The 17735-nt window shown below is 63.3% G+C and carries 20 protein-coding genes; 16 read left to right on the top strand and 4 right to left on the bottom strand.

Annotated features, from left to right (window positions below; translation table 11 throughout):
* Positions 1–92: 92 nt before the first annotated feature.
* Genes dapA through VF769_RS03540 form a run of 3 tightly spaced genes read left to right on the top strand, consistent with a single transcriptional unit; the run spans position 93 to position 2266 of the window.
* Positions 93–965 (top strand): 4-hydroxy-tetrahydrodipicolinate synthase, encoded by an 873-nt coding sequence (gene dapA / locus VF769_RS03550; RefSeq protein WP_349258090.1) that lies wholly within the window; start codon positions 93–95, stop codon positions 963–965.
* A gap of 3 nt (positions 966–968) precedes the next feature.
* A complete protein-coding gene (gene smpB, locus VF769_RS03545) occupies positions 969–1445 on the top strand; it encodes an SsrA-binding protein SmpB (RefSeq protein WP_331006990.1) in 477 nt (158 codons plus the stop codon).
* Positions 1445–2266 (top strand): tetratricopeptide repeat protein, encoded by an 822-nt coding sequence (locus tag VF769_RS03540; RefSeq protein ID WP_331006989.1) that lies wholly within the window; start codon positions 1445–1447, stop codon positions 2264–2266. Before smpB ends, VF769_RS03540 begins: the two co-directional genes overlap by 1 nt.
* A gap of 12 nt (positions 2267–2278) precedes the next feature.
* On the opposite strand, the gene VF769_RS03535 is transcribed toward VF769_RS03540, so the two are convergent.
* Both VF769_RS03535 and VF769_RS03530 read right to left on the bottom strand, forming a co-directional pair.
* Complete coding sequence (locus VF769_RS03535; RefSeq protein WP_331006988.1) at positions 2279–2944, bottom strand: uracil-DNA glycosylase; 666 nt, start codon at positions 2942–2944, stop codon at positions 2279–2281.
* On the bottom strand, positions 2916–3515 hold the full coding sequence (locus VF769_RS03530; protein ID WP_331006987.1) for an NYN domain-containing protein: 600 nt from the start codon (positions 3513–3515) through the stop codon (positions 2916–2918). Before VF769_RS03530 ends, VF769_RS03535 begins: the two co-directional genes overlap by 29 nt.
* Positions 3516–3564: 49 nt before the next feature.
* Between VF769_RS03530 and folK the strand changes: the two genes are divergently transcribed.
* From folK to VF769_RS03465, 13 genes are all read left to right on the top strand, one after another.
* Positions 3565–4092, top strand: coding sequence for a 2-amino-4-hydroxy-6-hydroxymethyldihydropteridine diphosphokinase (gene folK, locus VF769_RS03525; RefSeq protein ID WP_331006986.1), 528 nt, complete (start codon positions 3565–3567; stop codon positions 4090–4092).
* A gap of 109 nt (positions 4093–4201) precedes the next feature.
* On the top strand, positions 4202–4552 hold the full coding sequence (rpoZ, locus tag VF769_RS03520) for a DNA-directed RNA polymerase subunit omega (RefSeq protein ID WP_331006985.1): 351 nt from the start codon (positions 4202–4204) through the stop codon (positions 4550–4552).
* Positions 4553–4556: 4 nt separating this feature from the next.
* On the top strand, positions 4557–6803 hold the full coding sequence (locus tag VF769_RS03515) for a bifunctional (p)ppGpp synthetase/guanosine-3',5'-bis(diphosphate) 3'-pyrophosphohydrolase (protein ID WP_331006984.1): 2247 nt from the start codon (positions 4557–4559) through the stop codon (positions 6801–6803).
* Between the two features lie 44 nt (positions 6804–6847).
* Positions 6848–7432 carry an orotate phosphoribosyltransferase gene (gene pyrE, locus VF769_RS03510; RefSeq protein WP_331006983.1) on the top strand — a complete coding sequence of 195 codons (585 nt, stop codon included), beginning with the start codon at positions 6848–6850 and terminating at the stop codon, positions 7430–7432.
* A complete protein-coding gene (locus VF769_RS03505; RefSeq protein WP_331006982.1) occupies positions 7429–8178 on the top strand; it encodes a pyridoxine 5'-phosphate synthase in 750 nt (249 codons plus the stop codon). Before pyrE ends, VF769_RS03505 begins: the two co-directional genes overlap by 4 nt.
* The gene (acpS, locus tag VF769_RS03500) at positions 8175–8600 is read left to right on the top strand and encodes a holo-ACP synthase (protein ID WP_331006981.1); all 426 of its coding nucleotides are present in this window, start codon (positions 8175–8177) and stop codon (positions 8598–8600) included. The genes VF769_RS03505 and acpS overlap by 4 nt, the downstream gene beginning before the upstream one ends.
* A 124-nt stretch (positions 8601–8724) precedes the next feature.
* Positions 8725–9489 carry a signal peptidase I gene (gene lepB, locus VF769_RS03495; RefSeq protein ID WP_331006980.1) on the top strand — a complete coding sequence of 255 codons (765 nt, stop codon included), beginning with the start codon at positions 8725–8727 and terminating at the stop codon, positions 9487–9489.
* Positions 9490–9499: 10 nt separating this feature from the next.
* Positions 9500–10198 carry a ribonuclease III gene (gene rnc, locus VF769_RS03490; RefSeq protein WP_331006979.1) on the top strand — a complete coding sequence of 233 codons (699 nt, stop codon included), beginning with the start codon at positions 9500–9502 and terminating at the stop codon, positions 10196–10198.
* A complete protein-coding gene (gene era / locus VF769_RS03485) occupies positions 10191–11120 on the top strand; it encodes a GTPase Era (protein ID WP_331006978.1) in 930 nt (309 codons plus the stop codon). Before rnc ends, era begins: the two co-directional genes overlap by 8 nt.
* Positions 11121–11123: 3 nt before the next feature.
* A complete protein-coding gene (recO, locus tag VF769_RS03480; RefSeq protein ID WP_331006977.1) occupies positions 11124–11852 on the top strand; it encodes a DNA repair protein RecO in 729 nt (242 codons plus the stop codon).
* A 101-nt stretch (positions 11853–11953) separates the two neighbouring features.
* Positions 11954–14197, top strand: coding sequence for a DNA topoisomerase IV subunit A (parC, locus tag VF769_RS03475; RefSeq protein WP_331006976.1), 2244 nt, complete (start codon positions 11954–11956; stop codon positions 14195–14197).
* A gap of 104 nt (positions 14198–14301) precedes the next feature.
* On the top strand, positions 14302–14880 hold the full coding sequence (locus tag VF769_RS03470) for a LemA family protein (RefSeq protein ID WP_331006975.1): 579 nt from the start codon (positions 14302–14304) through the stop codon (positions 14878–14880).
* 12 nt (positions 14881–14892) lie between these two features.
* Complete coding sequence (locus VF769_RS03465; RefSeq protein ID WP_331006974.1) at positions 14893–15936, top strand: M48 family metallopeptidase; 1044 nt, start codon at positions 14893–14895, stop codon at positions 15934–15936.
* Positions 15937–15994: 58 nt separating this feature from the next.
* Here VF769_RS03465 and VF769_RS03460 read toward each other — a convergent pair whose 3' ends face one another.
* Complete coding sequence (locus VF769_RS03460) at positions 15995–17116, bottom strand: PspC domain-containing protein (protein ID WP_331006973.1); 1122 nt, start codon at positions 17114–17116, stop codon at positions 15995–15997.
* Between the two features lie 5 nt (positions 17117–17121).
* The gene (locus VF769_RS03455; protein ID WP_331006972.1) at positions 17122–17448 is read right to left on the bottom strand and encodes a PadR family transcriptional regulator; all 327 of its coding nucleotides are present in this window, start codon (positions 17446–17448) and stop codon (positions 17122–17124) included.
* Between the last annotated feature and the right edge of the window lie 287 nt (positions 17449–17735).

The raw sequence follows: 17735 nt of genomic DNA, 5'->3' as shown, positions 1-17735 counted from the left end.
CTTCCGAGGTGTCCGGAAGGGCCGAGCGCTATTTAACCTTGCCGCACAGTGTGGCAGGAATCGCGCCAATGCCATCCCGTCCAGACCGCACGATGATTCACGGCTCGATCCCAGCTCTCATTACGCCATTCCGAAACGGAATCGTAGATGAACAAGCCTTCCAGGCGCTGGTCGAGCGCCAGATTGCTGAAGGTTCACATGGACTTGTTCCCTGCGGCACCACCGGCGAGGCGTCGACGCTGAGCTTGGACGAGCATGTGCGCGTGGTCGAATTGTGTGTGGAGGCGGCGGACGGGCGCGTGCCGGTGATCGCCGGCGCGGGCTCTAACAATACCGCGCACGCCATCGAACTCGCCAAGCACGCGAAGCGCGCCGGCGCCGATGCCGTACTGGTCGTCGCGCCCTATTACAGCAAGCCCAGTCAGGACGGCATCTTCGCGCACTTCAAGGCCATCAATGACGCCGTCGATATTCCCATCGTCGCATACAACGTGCCGTCGCGGACGATGGTCGACATCAGCGTCGAGACGATGGGCAGGATCGCTGCGCTCAAGCATGGTCTAGGCGTGAAGGATGCGACAGGCGACATGACGCGCCTGGCGCGCCACCGCGCCTTGGCTGGCGACAAATTCATTCTCATCTCGGGCGACGACCCGAGCGCGCTTGGGTTCAACGCCCATGGCGGCAAGGGCGTGATTTCGGTGACGGCGAACGTGGCGCCGAGGCTTTGCGCTGAAATCCAAAATCTGACCGCGCAGGGCGCGTTCGACGCGGCGCGCGCGATCGATGATCGGCTGGCGCCGCTGCACAAAGCCATGTTCGTCGAACCATCGCCCGCACCCGCAAAATTCGCGTGTGCGCTGTTGGGATTGTGCACGGAAGACGTGCGCTTGCCGATCCTCACGCTGACGGATGGCGCGAAGGCGCAGGTGCGTCAGGCCATGACACAGGCGGGGCTGATTTAGGCCATGGCCAAGAAGAAGGAAGCCGACAATCGCAAGCTGGTCGCCGAGAACCGACGCGCCCGTTTCGATTATCTGATCGAAGAAACGATGGAAGCCGGCATTCAATTGCTGGGCACCGAGGTCAAGGCGCTGCGCAGCGGTCGCGCCAATATCGCCGAGAGCTACGCCAGCCCGGAGAAGGGCGAATTGTGGCTGATCAACGCGTATATTCCAGAATACGCGCCGGCGGCGCAGTTCAATCACGAGCCGCGCCGTCCGCGGAAGCTCTTGGTGAAATCGCGTGAGCTGAAGAAGCTGGTCGGCGCGGTGGAGCGCGAGGGACGCACGATCGCCCCGCTCAAGCTCTATTTCAACGATCGCGGCGTCGCCAAACTCGAGATCGCGCTCGCCAAGGGCAAGAAGGCGCACGACAAGCGCGAAGCGTCAAAGGATCGCGACTGGAAGCGCCAGCAGGCGCGCTTGATCCGGGATCGCGGTTGATGCGCCCCGCGCTCGTCCTCTGCGCCCTGGCGCTGGCGGCGTGTGCGCCGAGCGATCCCGAAGTCTTAGCTGAGCAGCGCTACAATTCCTGCCAAACCAGCATGTTTCCGCAGCAGCGCTTGATCGATTGCTCGGCGATCATCGCCGACCCGGGTGTGAGCGATGATCGGCGCGTGCAGGCCCTCATAAGCCGTGGATCGCAACGGGCGCGGCTTGGCGAACATGCCCGGGCTGTGGCCGATTTTGGCCGCGCCCTGCGCATCGATGCGGAGAACGCCTTGGCGTATTTCGAACGCGGCGCGGTGCACCATGATCGGGGCGCGTACGAGAGCGCCGTGGCGAGTTATGACGCCGCGCTCGCCATTCAGCCTGACTTCGACATGGCGCTGCGGCGCCGCGCGGAGGCGTTGGAATATGTGGTTGATCCTTGGCGCGGTGAGATCGCGTGGCTGGATCAGGCATTGGCCCAGGATCCGACCAATGTTGAACTCCTCAACAATCGTTGCTGGACGCGCGCTGTGAACGGCGATGATTTGGATCTCGCGCTTGCTGATTGTGATGCGGCGATCCGTCTGAATGCGCGCTACGGCGCCGTGCTTGATAGCCGCGGGCTTGTGCATCTGAAGCGCGGCGACTTCCAAGCGGCCTTCGCCGATTACGATGCGGCCTTGGCGCTTGAGCCGAACAACGGACATTACCTCTACGGGCGCGGCTTGGCGCGTCAGGGGTTGGGCGCCAAGGATGAGGCCGCGACCGATCTTGCACGCGCCGAAGCCGCTGAGCCCGGCATCGGCGCCCAATATGCGACCTATGGGCTGTGACGCATTGGCCGCCTAGGCGAAGGCAAGCTGTTTCGCGCGGGCCATCACGGCTTCGAACATTTCAGCGGTGAGCCGGCGCGTCTGCGTATTATAGCGCGAGCAATGATAGCTCGACACCAACCACGCCCCGCCCGGCAGGGCCGTTTCGACGCCGTGGCCGAACTTCGCCGCTGTCGGCTTCAGCCCGTGCGCCCGCAACACGCTCTCGTGCGCGATCGAGCCGAGCGCCATGATCGCGCGCAGGTTCGGGAGAGCCTGCGTGCGCGCGCTGAGGAAGGGCCGGCAGGTCGCGATCTCGGCGGGAGTGGGTTTGTTTTCTGGTGGCGCGCAGCGCACCGCATTGGTGATCATCGCCCCTTTCAGGGTGAAGCCGTCATTTGGATCGGCGCGATACTCGCCTTCCGCCAGCTGGAGTTTTTTCAGCGTGCCGTAGAGCAGGTCGCCGGCGTAGTCGCCGGTGAACGGGCGGCCGGTGCGGTTGGCGCCTGTACGGCCCGGGGCCAGACCTACGATGAGCAACCGCGCATCCGGGTCGCCGAACGAGGGCGCCGCGCCATTGAACCAGGTCGGCTCGGCGCGCGCATTGGCTTCACGATAGGCGACGAGACGCGGGCAGAGGGGGCAATCTGGCGGCGCTTCGGGCGGGGCCTTAGTCTCGATCTTCGTCTTCGTGGGCATAATCGTGTCGGCCTTCCGAGCGCTCGCGTGGCGGGCGGCCAATTAGATTAGCCAGATCGACGAGATCGACAAAATTGTCCGCCGCGCGCCGCACGTCGTCCGAGGCCATCGGCGGATTCGACTTGATTGTGGAGACGACACTGACGCGCATCCCCTTGCGCTGCACCGCCTCGATGGCGGCGCGGAAATCGCCGTCGCCGGAGAAGAGGAAGGCGTGGTCGACGAAAGCGCTGGCTTGCATCAGGTCGACCGTGATCTCGACATCCATGTCGCCCTTGAAGCGGCGTCGACCATTGGGGTCGATGTATTCCTTCGCGGGCTTCGTGACCAACGAATAGCCATTGTAGTCCAGCCAGTCGACGAGCGGCCGGATCGGGGAGAAATCCTGGTCCTCCACCAACGCCGTATAATAATAGGCGCGCACCAACCGGCCATGCTGCTTGAACTCGTCCAAGAGCTTGCGGTAATCGATGTCAAAGGTCAGGCCTTTCGCCGCCGAGTAGAGGTTCGCGCCATCAATGAAGAGCGCGACGCGTTCGTCAGGGTGAATGAGGCGGTCGAGTAAATTCATGTGTCGTATTTGGTCCCAAAGAGCGACGCGCGCGATTCAATAAACGGACATGCACAACACGACTGCCTGGATCGCAATGGGAACCAACATGCCTTTTGCAGGCGTGTCGGGCGCCGATTTGCTGTCGCGCGCGCGCGATGCGTTGCTCAGTGAAGGCGTGAGCGTGCTGCGTTGTTCCGGCGTGTGGCAAACCGCGGCGTGGCCCGCGGGAACCAATCAGCCTGATTACTTCAACGCGGTGATCGAAGCAGACGTCGGCGATCGCGATCCGCGCGCGCTCTTCGATCTACTGCGCTTGGTTGAGGAGCGCTTTGGCCGCGCGCGTCGTGAGCGTTGGGGCGCACGCACGCTCGATCTCGATATTGTGGCGATGGGAGGGCTGAGCGGCTTCTTTGACGGCATTGAGTTGCCGCATCCGCGCATGGCCGAGCGGGCGTTCGTATTGGCGCCGCTGGCGGAGCTGGCCCCGGGCTGGCCGCACCCAGGACTGGGGCGGACCGCCGCGGAGCTGCTCGCGGGCCTCCCTCCGGCCGGGGGTTACCGCCGAATTAGTGATTTCCAGCCGCCGGCGGGGTAGGGAAGGGCTGTCCTTTTCGCGCTTGCGGTGGTGCTTCGCATTGCGAAATACCGCGCGGGGCACTAGTTTATCTGCCCGATCCGTCCAACTGACCTTAAGGAAGCACGCCTTGGCCCGCGTAACCGTCGAAGATTGCGTTGATAAAATTCCGAACCGGTTCTCGCTGGTGCTGCTCTCCGCCCATCGGGCGCGTAACATTTCCTCGGGCTCCGAGCCGCTGGTTGACCGCGATCGCGATAAAGATCCGGTGGTGGCGTTGCGCGAAATCGCTGAGTCCGCGATCAGTCCGGAAGAGCTGCGCGACAGCTACGTGAACCTCTACCAGGATGTCGCACCGGCCGCGCAGGCCGAGGACGAGCAGGATCGTCTGGCGCTGGCCGCCCCGGTCGAGACCAGCGAAGAGGACGTGCTGCGCGCGCTGCAGCAAGAAGCCGAAGCGCAGCGCGACGAACGGTACTGAGCCGATGGCGGGCGGTGACGACGCTGTCGCCGCCAAGATCCCCGCCGGCTCTAAACCAGCTGGCGCGGGAGATGCGCCGCCACGCACACGCTTCCTCCGCCAGTTCGAGCTGGTGGAGCGGATGCGCGAGTACGATCCCTCGCTCGATGAAAGCTTGGTGAACCGCGCGTACGTGTACGCGACGGTGAAGCATGGCAGTCAGAAGCGCCATTCCGGCGACCCGTATTTCGCGCACCCCATTCAGGTCGCGGGCATTCTCACCGAGTATAAGCTCGATGCCGCCACGATCGTCGCGGGCCTGCTGCACGACACGATCGAAGACACCGACGCTACGCGCGAAGAGATCGAAGCCAGCTTCGGCGCGCAGATCGCCGATCTGGTTGAGGGCGTCACCAAGCTTTCGAAGCTCGAAATCCAATCCGAGGAGAATAAGCAGGCGCAGAACCTGCAGAAATTCATCCTCGCGATGTCGAAGGACGTGCGCGTTCTGATCGTGAAGCTGGCGGATCGCCTGCACAACATGCGCACGCTGAGCCACATTCCGAACCCAACGAAACGCCGGCGCATCGCCACCGAAACGCTGGAAATTTACGCCCCGCTCGCGCGCCGCATCGGCATGGAGAAGATGGCGCGTGAGTTGGAGAACCTCTCCTTCCACGAAGCGTTTCCCGAAGCCGAAGCGGCGATCAATGCGCGCCTTGAACAGCTGCGCGTCGAAAAGGGCGCCAATGTCGCCATCATCATTCAGACCATCATGGAAGTGTTCGAGTTCGCCGGCATCGATGCGCGCGTGTACGGGCGCGAGAAGCAGGCCTATTCGATCTGGCGCAAGCTGCAGCGCAAGAGTGTGGAGTTTTCCGATCTCGCCGACGTCTATGCATTCCGCGTGATCGTCAGCGACGCGAACGATTGTTATCGCGCCCTGGGTCTCGTGCACCAGACGTGGCGCTGTGTGCCGGACAAGGTCGAGGATTATATCTCGAACCCGAAGCCGAACGGCTACCGCTCGATCCACACGATCGTGATCGGCCCGGGCAATGTCCGTGTCGAAATCCAAATCCGCACCGAGGACATGGATCAGATCGCCGAAAACGGCGTCGCCGCGCACTGGCGCTACAAGAATGAATCCTACGGCTTCGACGAAGAGACCGCCGCCTCGGTGGGGCTTGATGCGCGCGAGGCCACGCGCTCGCTGTTGGAAATCGCCGAGCACGGCGGTGACGCTTCGGAATTCCTCGAGCACGCCAAGCTCGAAATGTACCAGGATCACGTTTTCGCCTTCACGCCCAAGGGCGCGTTGATCCCGCTGCCGCAGGGCGCGACGCCGCTTGACTTCGCCTACGCCGTGCACTCCGGCATTGGCGACCGCACGACCGGCGCGAAGATCAACGGCGTCGAGCGCCCTTTGCGCACGTCGCTGCGCAATGGCGATGTCGTGGAAATCATTATCGGCGACAAAGTCGCGCCGGTGCCGGGCTTCGAAGCGTTGACCAAAACCGGCCGCGCGAAATCCGCGCAACGACGCCTGGAGCGGCAAGCCAAGCGTGACGAATTCATCCGCCTTGGCCGTGATCTCGTCGCCCATGCTTTGCATCGCTATGGGCACGAACTGGCCGATACCGCGCTTCAGCAGGCGGCCGAACGTTTGGGCAAGGAAGACGAAGAGGATGTCTTCATCGCGGTGGGCGAAGGCGCGTTGAAGGCCAACGCCGTCGCTGTCGCCGCCTTTCCGGGGCTCGAAGAGCGAGTCCGCAAGGATTCCGGCCGCAAGCCGATGGATGCGGAGAAGGCCAAGCTCTACGTCAAGGGCGGCGATCTCACGCCCGGTGTGGCGCTGCATTTCGCCGAGTGCTGCTCGCCGATCCCGGGCGACCGTATCATTGGCGTGCAGATTCCGAACAAAGGTGTGGTCATCCACACAATCGACTGCGAGCAACTCGCGGCGCTGGAGGACGACAAGGATGTCACCTGGGTCGATCTGGCTTGGACGCCAACGGCGCTCAATCGCGCGCTCGCGACCAGCCGCGTGCTGGTGACTGTGGAAAACAAGCGCGGCGTGCTGGCGGACCTGTGCCGCACGATCGCGGAAAACGAAGGCGACATCATTAATCTGCGGCTGGCCAAACGCACGGCGGACTTCTTCGACATGGTGTTCGATATCGAAGTCGCCGACGCCAAGCACCTGACCAACATCCTGGCCGCGTTGCGCGCCATCCGGGCGGTGAAGGAAGCCGAACGGGTCAAGGGCTGAGCGGCCACGTGACGGGGCGCGGGCGGAAGGCTATCTAGGCGGCCATGAATCAAGACCAAGTTCTCGACGAATTCCGCGCGGCGGGCGCCCTTCTGGAAGGGCATTTCATCCTGTCCTCGGGGCTCCACTCCCCTGTCTTCTTCCAGAAGAATGCGGTGTTCATGGATCCCGCCCGCACGGAGCGGCTGTGCAAGGCGCTCGCCGAGAAGGCGCAAGCTGCGTTCGGCAGAATCGACGCCGTCGTGTCGCCGGCGGTGGGGGCGATCATCCCAGGCTATGAGACGGCGCGCCATCTTGGCGCACGGGCGATGTTCGTGGAGCGGGAAAACGGCGAATTCCAATTGCGTCGCGGCTTCGAGATCAAGCAGGGCGAGCGCGTGCTGATGGTCGAAGACGTCGTGACGACCGGTCTCTCGTCGCGCGAATGCTTGGACGCCATTCGCGGTCACCCGGGCGAACTCGTTGGCGCGGCGTGCCTGATCGATCGCTCGGGCGGGAAAGCCGACATCGGCGTGAAGCTCGTCTCGCTGGCAAGCGTCTCGGCGCCCGCTTATCCCGCCGATCAATTGCCGCCAGATCTGGCGGCCCTGCCGGCAATCAAGCCGGGTTCACGAGGTCTCGCCGCATGAGCACGCGCGTGCGGCTTGGCGTGAACATCGACCACGTCGCCACCATCCGTAACGCCCGCGGCGGGGCGGCGCCCGATCCGGTGCGCGCGGCGATCATCGCCGAACAAGCCGGCGCGGATGGCATCACACTGCACATTCGCGAAGATCGCCGTCACGTGCGCGAGGATGATCTCTTCCGCATGGTTGAAGCGGTGAAACTGCCCATCAATCTGGAAATGGCGTGCGCGGAGGAAATGCTCGCCAGCGCGCTCAAGGTGAAACCGCACGCGGTTTGTCTCGTGCCGGAGCGGCGCGAAGAACGCACGACCGAAGGCGGGCTCGACGTCGCCGGCCAGCACAATCACGTTGCGCCCTTCGTGCGCCAGCTGCGTGAAGCGGGCGTGCGCGTCTCGCTCTTTATCGATCCCGACCTACGCCAGATGGAAGCTGCGCAGAGTCTCGGCGCACCGGTCGTGGAGATTCACACCGGCGCGTTTTGCGAAGCTGTCGCCGAGGACGACCAGGCGCGCGCCGCGCGCGAGTTGGAAGCGATCCGCGTCGCCGCTAAGGATGGCGCAGCGCGCGGTCTCGAAATCCACGCCGGCCACGGCATCACCTACGAGAGCGTGTCGCCAATCGCGGCCGTGCCTGAAGTGCGTGAGCTGAACATCGGCCATTTCATCGTCGGTGAGGCCATCTTCGTCGGCCTGCCCAATGCGATCGCCGAGATGCGCCGCCGCATCGATCTGGCGCGGAGCGCCGCATGATCCTGGGCATCGGCTCCGATATCATCGACATCCGCCGGATCGAGAAGACGTTGGAGCGTTTTGGCGACCGGTTTATCCAGCGCATTTACACGGACAAGGAACGCGCCCGCGCCGAACGGCGTCCGCTTGAGCGGGCGGCGACCTACGCCAAGCGCTTCGCGGCCAAGGAGGCGACCGCCAAAGCCCTGGGAACCGGCCTGAAGCAGGGGGTGTTCTGGCGCGATATGGGGGTCTCGAACCTGCCCAGCGGCCAGCCGACCATGATTTTGACCAACGGCGCGGCGGCGCGACTGGCCAAGCTCACGCCTCCAGGGCATACCGCATACATCCATGTCACATTGACCGACGACTACCCGCTTGCTGTCAGTTTCGTCATTATTTCGGCCGAGTTGACGCCGACAGAGCCGGGTGTTGGCGCGTGAGATACCTCCGCCCGGATGGGGAAAAGCTTGGCCGCGCTGGGGCCCGGTACGTCAGTGAAAAGACGCTCGTGTCGTTGGGCGCCCGGTTGGGGCGTCGCCGGGGCGGGTCGCGAGTGAGAAGCGCATGAGCATGTCGACGACGGGGAGTTCAGAACCGGCGATGGCCGTCTTTTGGGACAACGTGAAAACGATCCTCTATGCGCTAGCGCTGGCCATGGTGCTGCGCTTCACGATCGCGCAGCCGTTCCGCATTCCTTCGGGCTCGATGCAACCGACCCTGGAGATCGGCGATTATATCGTGGTGACCAAATGGTCCTATGGCTATGGCCGATTCTCGTTTGCACCGCTTGAGGGCTTGCTGCCGCACGGACGTTTGTTCGGCAGTGCGCCGCATCAGGGCGACGTTGTCGTTTTCCGCCCGACCCCGGAGCCGGATCGCGACTTCATCAAGCGCGTGATCGGCATGCCCGGTGACCGCATCCAGATGATCGACGGCGTGCTGCATATCAACGGCCAGGCCGTGCAACGCGAAGCATTGGGCGTCATCGACTTTGAGAATGAGGACGGGTTCATCGAACGCATCCCTGCCTATCGCGAGACGCTGCCCAACGGCGTCAGCTATACGGTCTTCGACAAAAATCCCCGCAGCGAACTCGACAACACGCGCGTCTATGAAGTGCCCGAAGGCCATTATTTCATGATGGGGGACGACCGGGATAATTCGGCCGATAGCCGCGTGCCCTCTGTCGTCGGTTATGTGCCGTACGACAATCTCGTTGGCCCCGCGCAATTCGTCGTCGTTTCATTTGACGGAACAACCTCGCTCTTCCGGCCATGGACGTTGTTCACCGGCTTCCGCGGCGAACGCTTCTTGAAGGCGGTCGAATGAGCTTGCAGCAATGAGCGGGCGGGATCACGACGCCCGGCTCGCTGAGCTGGAACAACGCATCGGCTATGTGTTCAACGACCGCGCGTTGCTGCGCGAGGCCGTGACGCATGGCAGTGTGGACAATGGCGCGCGCAAGAAACGCGATTACGACCGCCTGGAATTCCTCGGCGACCGTGTGCTCGGCCTGATCGTGGCCGAGCGCTTGCTGGCTGAGCATCAGAATGAGACCGAGGGGCAATTGGCCCCGCGCTACAATGCGCTCGTCAATAAGCACGCCTGCGCTCGCGCCGCCCGTGCGGCGGAATTGGGCGCGGCGCTTGTGCTCTCCCCTTCCGAGGAGGCGAGCGGCGGGCGGCTGAAAGAGGCAATCCTGGCCGACATCTGCGAATCCGTGATCGCGGCGCTCTATCTGGACGGCGGATTCGAGACGGCGCGGGCGTTCGTAACCAAATTCTGGGGCGACGCGTTCGACGATGTGAAGTCAGCGCCGCGGGACGCCAAAACCGCGCTGCAGGAGTGGGCGGCGGCGCGGAAACGTGGTTTGAGCTATGTCATGATCAAGCAGACCGGCCCGGAACACGCGCCGCATTTCATCATTGAGGCGCACGTTGACGGGTTTCCGCCGGCGCAGGGCGAGGGTGGTTCCAAGCGCGACGCCCAACGCGCGGCCGCGGCGGCGTTTCTGAAGGAGCGTGGCGTCCATGGCTGAGCAACGCTGTGCCGTGGTTGCGGTGCTGGGTGCGCCGAACGCGGGCAAATCTACGCTCGTAAACACGCTCGTCGGCGCGAAGGTCGCCGCCGTGACGCAAAAGGTGCAGACGACGCGGGCGCTCGTGCGCGGCATCGCCATGCACGACGAAGTGCAATTGATCCTGATCGACACGCCCGGCGTGTTCGCGCCGAAGCGCCGCCTGGATCGCGCCATGGTGGCCGCGGCCTGGAGCGCGCTTGAGGGCGCGGACGCGGTCATTCACGTGGTCGATGCGGCGGCCCACACGGCGGAAAACCCGAAGGGCGCTGATGCGTTGGCGGTCTCGGATGCTGCGGCGATTTCCGCGAAGCTGAAGGAGATGAATCTCGCCTCCATCCTCGTTCTGAACAAAGTTGATCTCGTGCCGCGCCCCGCTTTGCTGGCGCTGACGACGAAGCTCGTTGAGGAAGGGCTCTACACCGACGTCTTCATGATCTCGGCCAGAACCGGCGACGGCGTGGACGACATCACGCGCGTCCTCGCCGAACGCGCGCCAGAGGGCCCTTGGCTCTTTCCGGAAGATCAAACCATGGATGCGCCCGCGCGTGTGCTGGCAGCTGAGATTACACGCGAAAAGGCGATGCTGCGTCTGCACGACGAAATTCCCTATGACATGATCGTCGAAACTGAATCGTGGGAAGAGCGCAAGGACGGCTCGGCCAAGATTGATCAGACGATTTATGTTGCGCGCGAGAGCCAGCGCAAAATCGCCATCGGCGCGGGCGGCAAAACCATCAAGATCATCGGCGAAGCCGCGCGTAAGGAAATGGAAGCGGCGTTCGATCGCCGTATTCACCTCTTCCTGCACGTGAAGGTGCGCGAAAACTGGTCCGAAGAACGCGCGCTCTATCAGCGGCTGGGCTTGGACTACGAAGCTTAGGCGATGGAATGGGTCGACGACGCCATTGTGCTGGGCGCGCGCCATTTCGGTGAAGGCAAACTGGTGGCGGAAGTGTTCTCGCGTGAGCATGGCCGCTATGGCGGCGTCGTGCATGCGGGCCGTAAATCGCAACCGATCCTGCAGGCGGGCAACGTCGTGCATGCGGGGTGGAAAGCGCGGCTCTCCGAGCAGCTTGGCTTTTACTCGCCGCTTGAACTCATCGAGCCGCACGCGACGCGCCTATTGGACGATCCGATTGCGTTGGCAGGGCTCTCCTCGGCCTTGACCCTAATCCGCAGCGCTACGCCCGAGCGGCAAGCCTATCCGCAACTTTATGACGCGCTGATTGTGTTGATCGAAGCGATGCCGCATCACGATATTTGGCCCGCGATCTATGCGCGCTTTGAATTGGGTCTGCTTTCGGCGCTTGGTTACGGCCTCGATCTCACACGCTGCGCGGTGACGGGCGAGACGGAGAACCTGGCTTGGGTCAGTCCGCGTACCGGCCGAGCGGCGACCTACGAAGCGGGCGCGCCGCACAAGGATGTGCTGTTCCGCCTGCCGCCGTTCCTGGTCAATTCGGAAGCGGAACTGGAATCGGGCGACGTCGCCGACGCCTTTGCCATCGCCGGCTACTTCATTGAGCGCCGATTGTTCGATCAAAAGGGCGAGGGGCTGCCAGAAGCACGGCGCAGACTGATCGAGCGCTTGGGTTTTGCTGGCCGACTCTGATTAGCAGGTGTCAGGTGTCACGAATCAGGTGTCAGCGCCCGCTGGCGTTCGGCGGCGAATTCTGACACCTGAAACCTGGTACCTGACACCTGGAAGCTAGAATGGCTGACGACGCGACACGGACCCCGGAAGAAGGCGGGCGCATTGTTGAGGAGCCGATCGGCGAGGCGCTGGCGAAGCGCTATCTCGCCTACGCGCTCTCCACGATCACGAGCCGGGCGCTGCCGGATGTGCGCGACGGGTTGAAGCCGGTGCACCGTCGCGTGCTCTACGCGATGAAGCGGCTGAACCTCACCGCCGACGCCGCGTTCCGCAAATCCGCGAAAGTCGTCGGCGACGTGATGGGCGATTATCACCCGCACGGCGACCAATCGATCTATGACGCGCTCGTGCGTTTGGCGCAGGATTTCAACTCGCGTTACCCGCTGATCGACGGCCAGGGCAATTTCGGCAACATCGACGGCGATAGCCCCGCCGCCATGCGCTACACCGAAAGCCGCATGACCAAAGCAGCGGAAGCGCTGCTTGAGGGCATCGATGAAGATGCCGTGGATTTCCGGCCAAGTTATGACGGCTCGAAGGAAGAGCCGGTCGTTCTGCCGGCGGCGTTTCCCAACTTGTTGGCGAATGGCGCGGCCGGCATCGCCGTCGGCATGGCGTGCTCTGTGCCGCCGCACAACGTGGCGGAATTGATCGATGCATCGCTGCTGCTGATCGACAATGGCAAAGCGACGACGGCTGATCTTCTGAAGGTCATGCCCGGCCCTGACTTCCCAACGGGCGGCATCGTCGTTGAATCGCCGGAGAGCATCCTCGAAGCTTATGAAACGGGGCGCGGAGGTTTCCGCGTGCGCGCGCGCTGGCAGACGGAAGATTTGGGCCGCGGCCAATGGCGCATCGTCGTCACCGAGATTCCGTACCAGGTGCAGAAGTCGAAGCTGGTGGAAGCTTTGGCGGCGGTGATCGAAAACAAGAAAGCGCCGCTTTTGGGCGACGTGCGCGACGAGAGCGCCGAGGACATGCGCCTCGTGCTTGAGCCGAAATCGCGCACGGTCGAGCCTGCGGTGCTGATGGAGAGCTTGTTCAAGCTCACCGCGCTCGAAGCGCGGATTTCGCTCAACATGAACGTGCTCGACGCGGCTGGCGTGCCGCGCGTGATGAGCTTGAAGGACGTGCTGCGCGCGTTCCTCGATCACCGCCGCGATGTGCTGCAACGGCGCACGGCCTATCGCCTTGAGAAGATCGCGCAACGCTTGGATGTGTTGGCGGGCCTGCTGATCGTCTATCTCAATCTGGATGAAGTCATCCGCATCATCCGCAACGAGGATGATCCGAAGGCGAAGCTGATCGCGCGTTTCAAGCTGAATGAGACGCAAGCCGAAGCCATTCTCAACACGCGTCTGCGCCAATTGCGCAAGTTGGAAGAAATGGAAATCCGCCGCGAGGACGCCGCGTTGCGCGCCGAGCAGGCGGAGCTGCAAGGCTTGCTCGAAGACACGCGTAAGCAATGGCGCAAGATCGCGGGCGAGCTGAAGGAAACCAAGAAATTGTTCGGCGCCGGCACGCCGTGGGGCAAGCGCCGTACCGAGCTCGGCGAAGCCGGCGAAGTGCCGACAGAGATCGATGTGGAAGCCTTTGTCGTGCGCGAGCCGGTCACGGTCGTGCTCTCCGAGAAGGGTTGGATCCGCGCCATGAAGGGCCACCTCGCTGATCTCTCCGAGATCAAATACAAAGAGGGCGACGGGCCGCAGCACATCGTGCAGTGCGAGACGACGGACAAGCTTCTGCTCTTTGCGTCGGACGGTCGAGCGTTCACGCTCGACGTACACAAGTTGCCGGGTGGACGCGGGCATGGCGAGCCGGTGCGCCTCTCCGTTGAACTCGGCGACATCGACGAAGCGGTGGCGCTCTTCAGATACGAGGAGGGTTCGAAGCGCGTGGTGGCGAGCCACGAGGGCTATGGCTTCATCATTCCCGAAAGCGAAATGCTGGCGACCAAGCGCTCGGGCAAGCAAATCCTCAATGGCCGCGCGATGCAGGCGGCGAAAGTGGTGGGCGATCAGGTGGCCGTCATCGGCGAGCGCAAGAAGCTGCTGATCTTCCCACTCTCCGAATTGCCCGAGATGACGCGCGGCAAGGGCGTGAAATTGCAGAGCTATGCCGACCGGGGTCTCGCGGACGTGAAGACCTTCGGGAAGGAAGAGGGCCTGAGCTGGGAGGATTCCGCAGGCCGCACCCGCGTGGTGGCGGAATGGAAGGACTATCGCGGTAAGCGCGGCGGCGCCGGCAAGGTGGCGCCCAAGGGCTTTTCGCGCTCCGGGCGTTTCTCTGACGTGATCGGCTAGGGAGCCGGCGGCGTTTTTTTAGAGACCACGGTCACACTGAAAACGTGCTCCCGCCTGGGCTTTCCTGTATGTAGGCCCATGACTCGTAGTCAGAGGGAGCCTCAATGAGCGGCCTACTTATCGTCCTGATCATCGTCGTCGTCTTGGCGGTGCTGCTGATCGGCATCTATAACCGCCTCGTCGCGCTGAGGCAGAATTGCAATCAGGCGTTTGCCGACATCGACGTCCAACTGAAGCAACGCCACGACCTGATCCCGAACCTGGTCGAGACGGTGAAGGGCTATGCGAGCCACGAAAAGGGCACGCTTGAAGCCGTGATCCAAGCGCGGAATGCGGCGGTGAGCGCCGAGCGCACCGGCGATCCCAAGGCGATGGGCGCCGCCGAAGGCGTGCTGGGTGCGGCCCTGGGCCGTTTGATCGCGTTGGCGGAGGCCTATCCGGACCTGAAAGCCAATACGAATTTCCAGCAATTGCAGGCTGAACTCTCGGACATCGAGAACAAGCTCGCCGCCGCGCGCCGCTTCTTCAACAACGCCGTCGGCGAATACAACACCGCGCGCGAACAATTCCCGGCCGTGATCTTCGCTGGCATGTTCGGCTTCGGACCGCGCGACTTCTTCGATGTCGGCGAAGAAAGCCGTGCTTCGATGGACGCCGCCCCGCCGCAGGTGAAGTTCAACTAAGGAGCGACGCCAGTGGGCGGCGCCTTCGGCCTCCAGACTCATATCTGGAACAACAATTGGAAGACCGTCCTGCTCATGGCCGGTTTTCCAATCCTGTTGTTGTTGCTGACCTATGCGCTCTTCCTGCTGTTCGCGGGGCTGAGCGGCACGTACTCCGGCAACGATCCGGTCGCGGGCTATTTCATCTGGGCCGGCGACGCGATGGCCAACGCTTGGCCGTTCGCCATCGTGGGTGCGCTGGTTTGGTTTGGCATCGCCTATCTCTTCTATCAGGGCATAATCGACGCGGCGACCGGTGCGCGCAAAGTGGAGCGCAGCCAGGAGCCGAAACTCTACAATCTGCTTGAGAACCTCTGCATCTCGCGCGGCCTCACCATGCCTGCGCTGCGGATCATGGAGACCGACGGACTGAACGCGTTCGCGACGGGGCTCCACAAGGGACAATACTCGATCACCGTGACCCGGGGATTGATGAACACATTAAATGATGAAGAGCTTGAAGCGGTGCTCGCGCACGAGCTGACGCATATTCAAAACGCCGACGTGCGCTTGCTTGTCATCGCCGTGGTGTTCGTCGGCATCTTCTCGTTCGTGGGCGAGATGGCGTTCCGTGGGCTTTGGCATTCGGGTGGCGGCACGCGGACGCGCTCATCGTCGTCTGGCGACAATCGCAATGCGGGCGGCGCGTTTATCGCCATCCTGGTGGCGCTCGCCATGATTGCGATTGCCTATGCGTTGGCGATCGTCATTCGTTTTGCGCTGTCGCGGCGGCGGGAATATCTCGCCGACGCTGGCGCGGTGGAGCTGACCAAGAATCCGGACGCGATGATCTCGGCGTTGCAGAAGATCTCCGGCAACGCGGCGGTGAACGCGCCGTCGGAAGTGCGCGAGATGTTTATTGAGAACCCGCACTCGGATTTCGCCTCGATGTTTGCGACGCACCCGCCGATCGGCAAGCGCATTGAGGCGCTGGTCAAGTTCGCGGGCGGACGCGTCAGCGCGCCGCAAGCTGCGCCAGTGGCGGCGACGCCCGGCAAACGCGGTCCCTGGGGTTGAACAAAAAAAGGGGCGCGACCCGAAAGTCGCGCCCTAGGCTATGGAGCGATTTGCGAAATCAGTTCCAGACCTTGGTCCAGTGTTCTGAGAAGTCGCGGATGACGAGATAGGCGCCTTCCATCAATTCGCGCGCTTCCGGCAGATACATCCACGCGAACCAGGCGACGACGGCCACGATAATGAGGGTGACGATCCCGTCGCCGCCGCCGCTTTGCGGACGACCGCTGACAGTGGCGTAGGAGGCTTTGCGCAAGGCGCTGAACGGCGCCGAGATTGCTGCATAGACGATGCAGAGCACAACGATGGCCAGCCAAAGCGGCACGTCCGCCGGCGGCGTCCAGCTCAGGATCGAGCCCGCGCCGAGCAGCGAGAAGAACGCGACAAGGAACGCGATCAGCAGCGCGGCGGTGATGATGCTGAAGATGAAGGCCATGAAGCCGGCGAACACGCGCGTCAGGTAACCGGCCGGCTGCGCGGGCGCGGCGGAGGGGCCGGCGCCGTGATCGCTGGAGCGCCAGGATTGATCCCAGCTGCGCATTTGCGCGTTCCAGGCGCGGCGCTGGGCGCGCATCTGCGCGCGCCAGGATTTGCCGTTCTCTTCGGTGAAGTTGCGATATTCGTGTTTTGCGCGATCGATGATCTCTTGGGCGTTAAAAGGGACGCCGCGCGCGGCCGCCCATTCCGCGCTGGTATTGGCTGAGGGGATCAGGAACATCATCGCGATGTAGATCAGGATCATGCCGCCCGAGGTCGCGATCGCGGCGATGATGAAGAGCAAGCGGATGATGTTGACGTCGAGATCGAAATAGGCGGCGATGCCGGTGCAGACGCCGGCGATATTGGCGCCTTCCTTGATGCGATAGAGGCGCTTGCGTGGGCCTTCATAGCTTGCCTGTTCGGCGCGCGGCTCTTCACGCGGCTCGGCGCCGCCCTCCACGGGGCCCATCTCTTCGATGATGCGCGCCATCTCCGTGTGCGAGATCACGCTCTTGCCGGGTGAGAGATAGACGTTGCACTTGTCGGCGATGGCTTGCTGCAGATCGCGCACGATCTCGGCCTTGTCGGGGTTGGCGGCGAGCGCGGCTTCGGCGCGGGCGATGTAGGCGCGCAGGGCGTCGTAGGCCGGCTCCTCAAGCTGATAGGGATTGCCGGCGAGATTGATGGTGACAACGCGTTCCATGAGTCTTAGCGCCCCAAGCTTTCGAGGGTGGTGGTGAGGTGGCGCCAATAGGCGGCCAGTTCGTCGAGGCGCGACGCGCCCTTATCGGTGAGCCGGTAATATTTCCGCGGCGGGCCCTGGCCGCTCTCGACCCATTCGTAATCGACGTATTCCTCCCGGCGGAGCTTCGAGAGGAGGGGGTAGAGGGTGCCTTCCTGGGTGGCGAACGGCGTGGGAGCCAAGGTCGTGAGGATGTCGCCCACATAGACGGTCCGTCCCGACACCACGGTCAGGAGGGCAAATTCCAAAAGCCCCTTGCGGAGCCCGGCAAATTGTTCGTTCGCATCCGACATAAGCTACCTTGCGATAAAAAGGTATAGGGGCGTGTGAAGGATGTCAAGCGTGGCAAGGGTGGGTTGAAGCGGGGAGCGAGGCGAGGGTTTGGTTTGCCGGAAAGCGGCCAGCACGTTGGGCCGCGTGAAGCGGGGCTTCACACGGGTGGGGCAGCGCAGTCGCCGGCCTGCGGCCGGCGCTGCGGGTTAGGAGCTGTCGGCGGGAATGATGGCGCAGGGGGCTGCGCTGACGATGGCGTCGGCGACGGGCGCGGCAATCACGAGATTGAAGCGCTGGCCGCGCAGCT

The sequence above is a fragment of the Vitreimonas sp. genome, assembly GCF_036392335.1.
In the GTDB taxonomy this organism is placed as follows: domain Bacteria; phylum Pseudomonadota; class Alphaproteobacteria; order Caulobacterales; family Aquidulcibacteraceae; genus Vitreimonas.
Note: the sequence above shows the minus strand (reverse complement) of the source record. Positions and strands in the feature narration are given on the sequence as shown.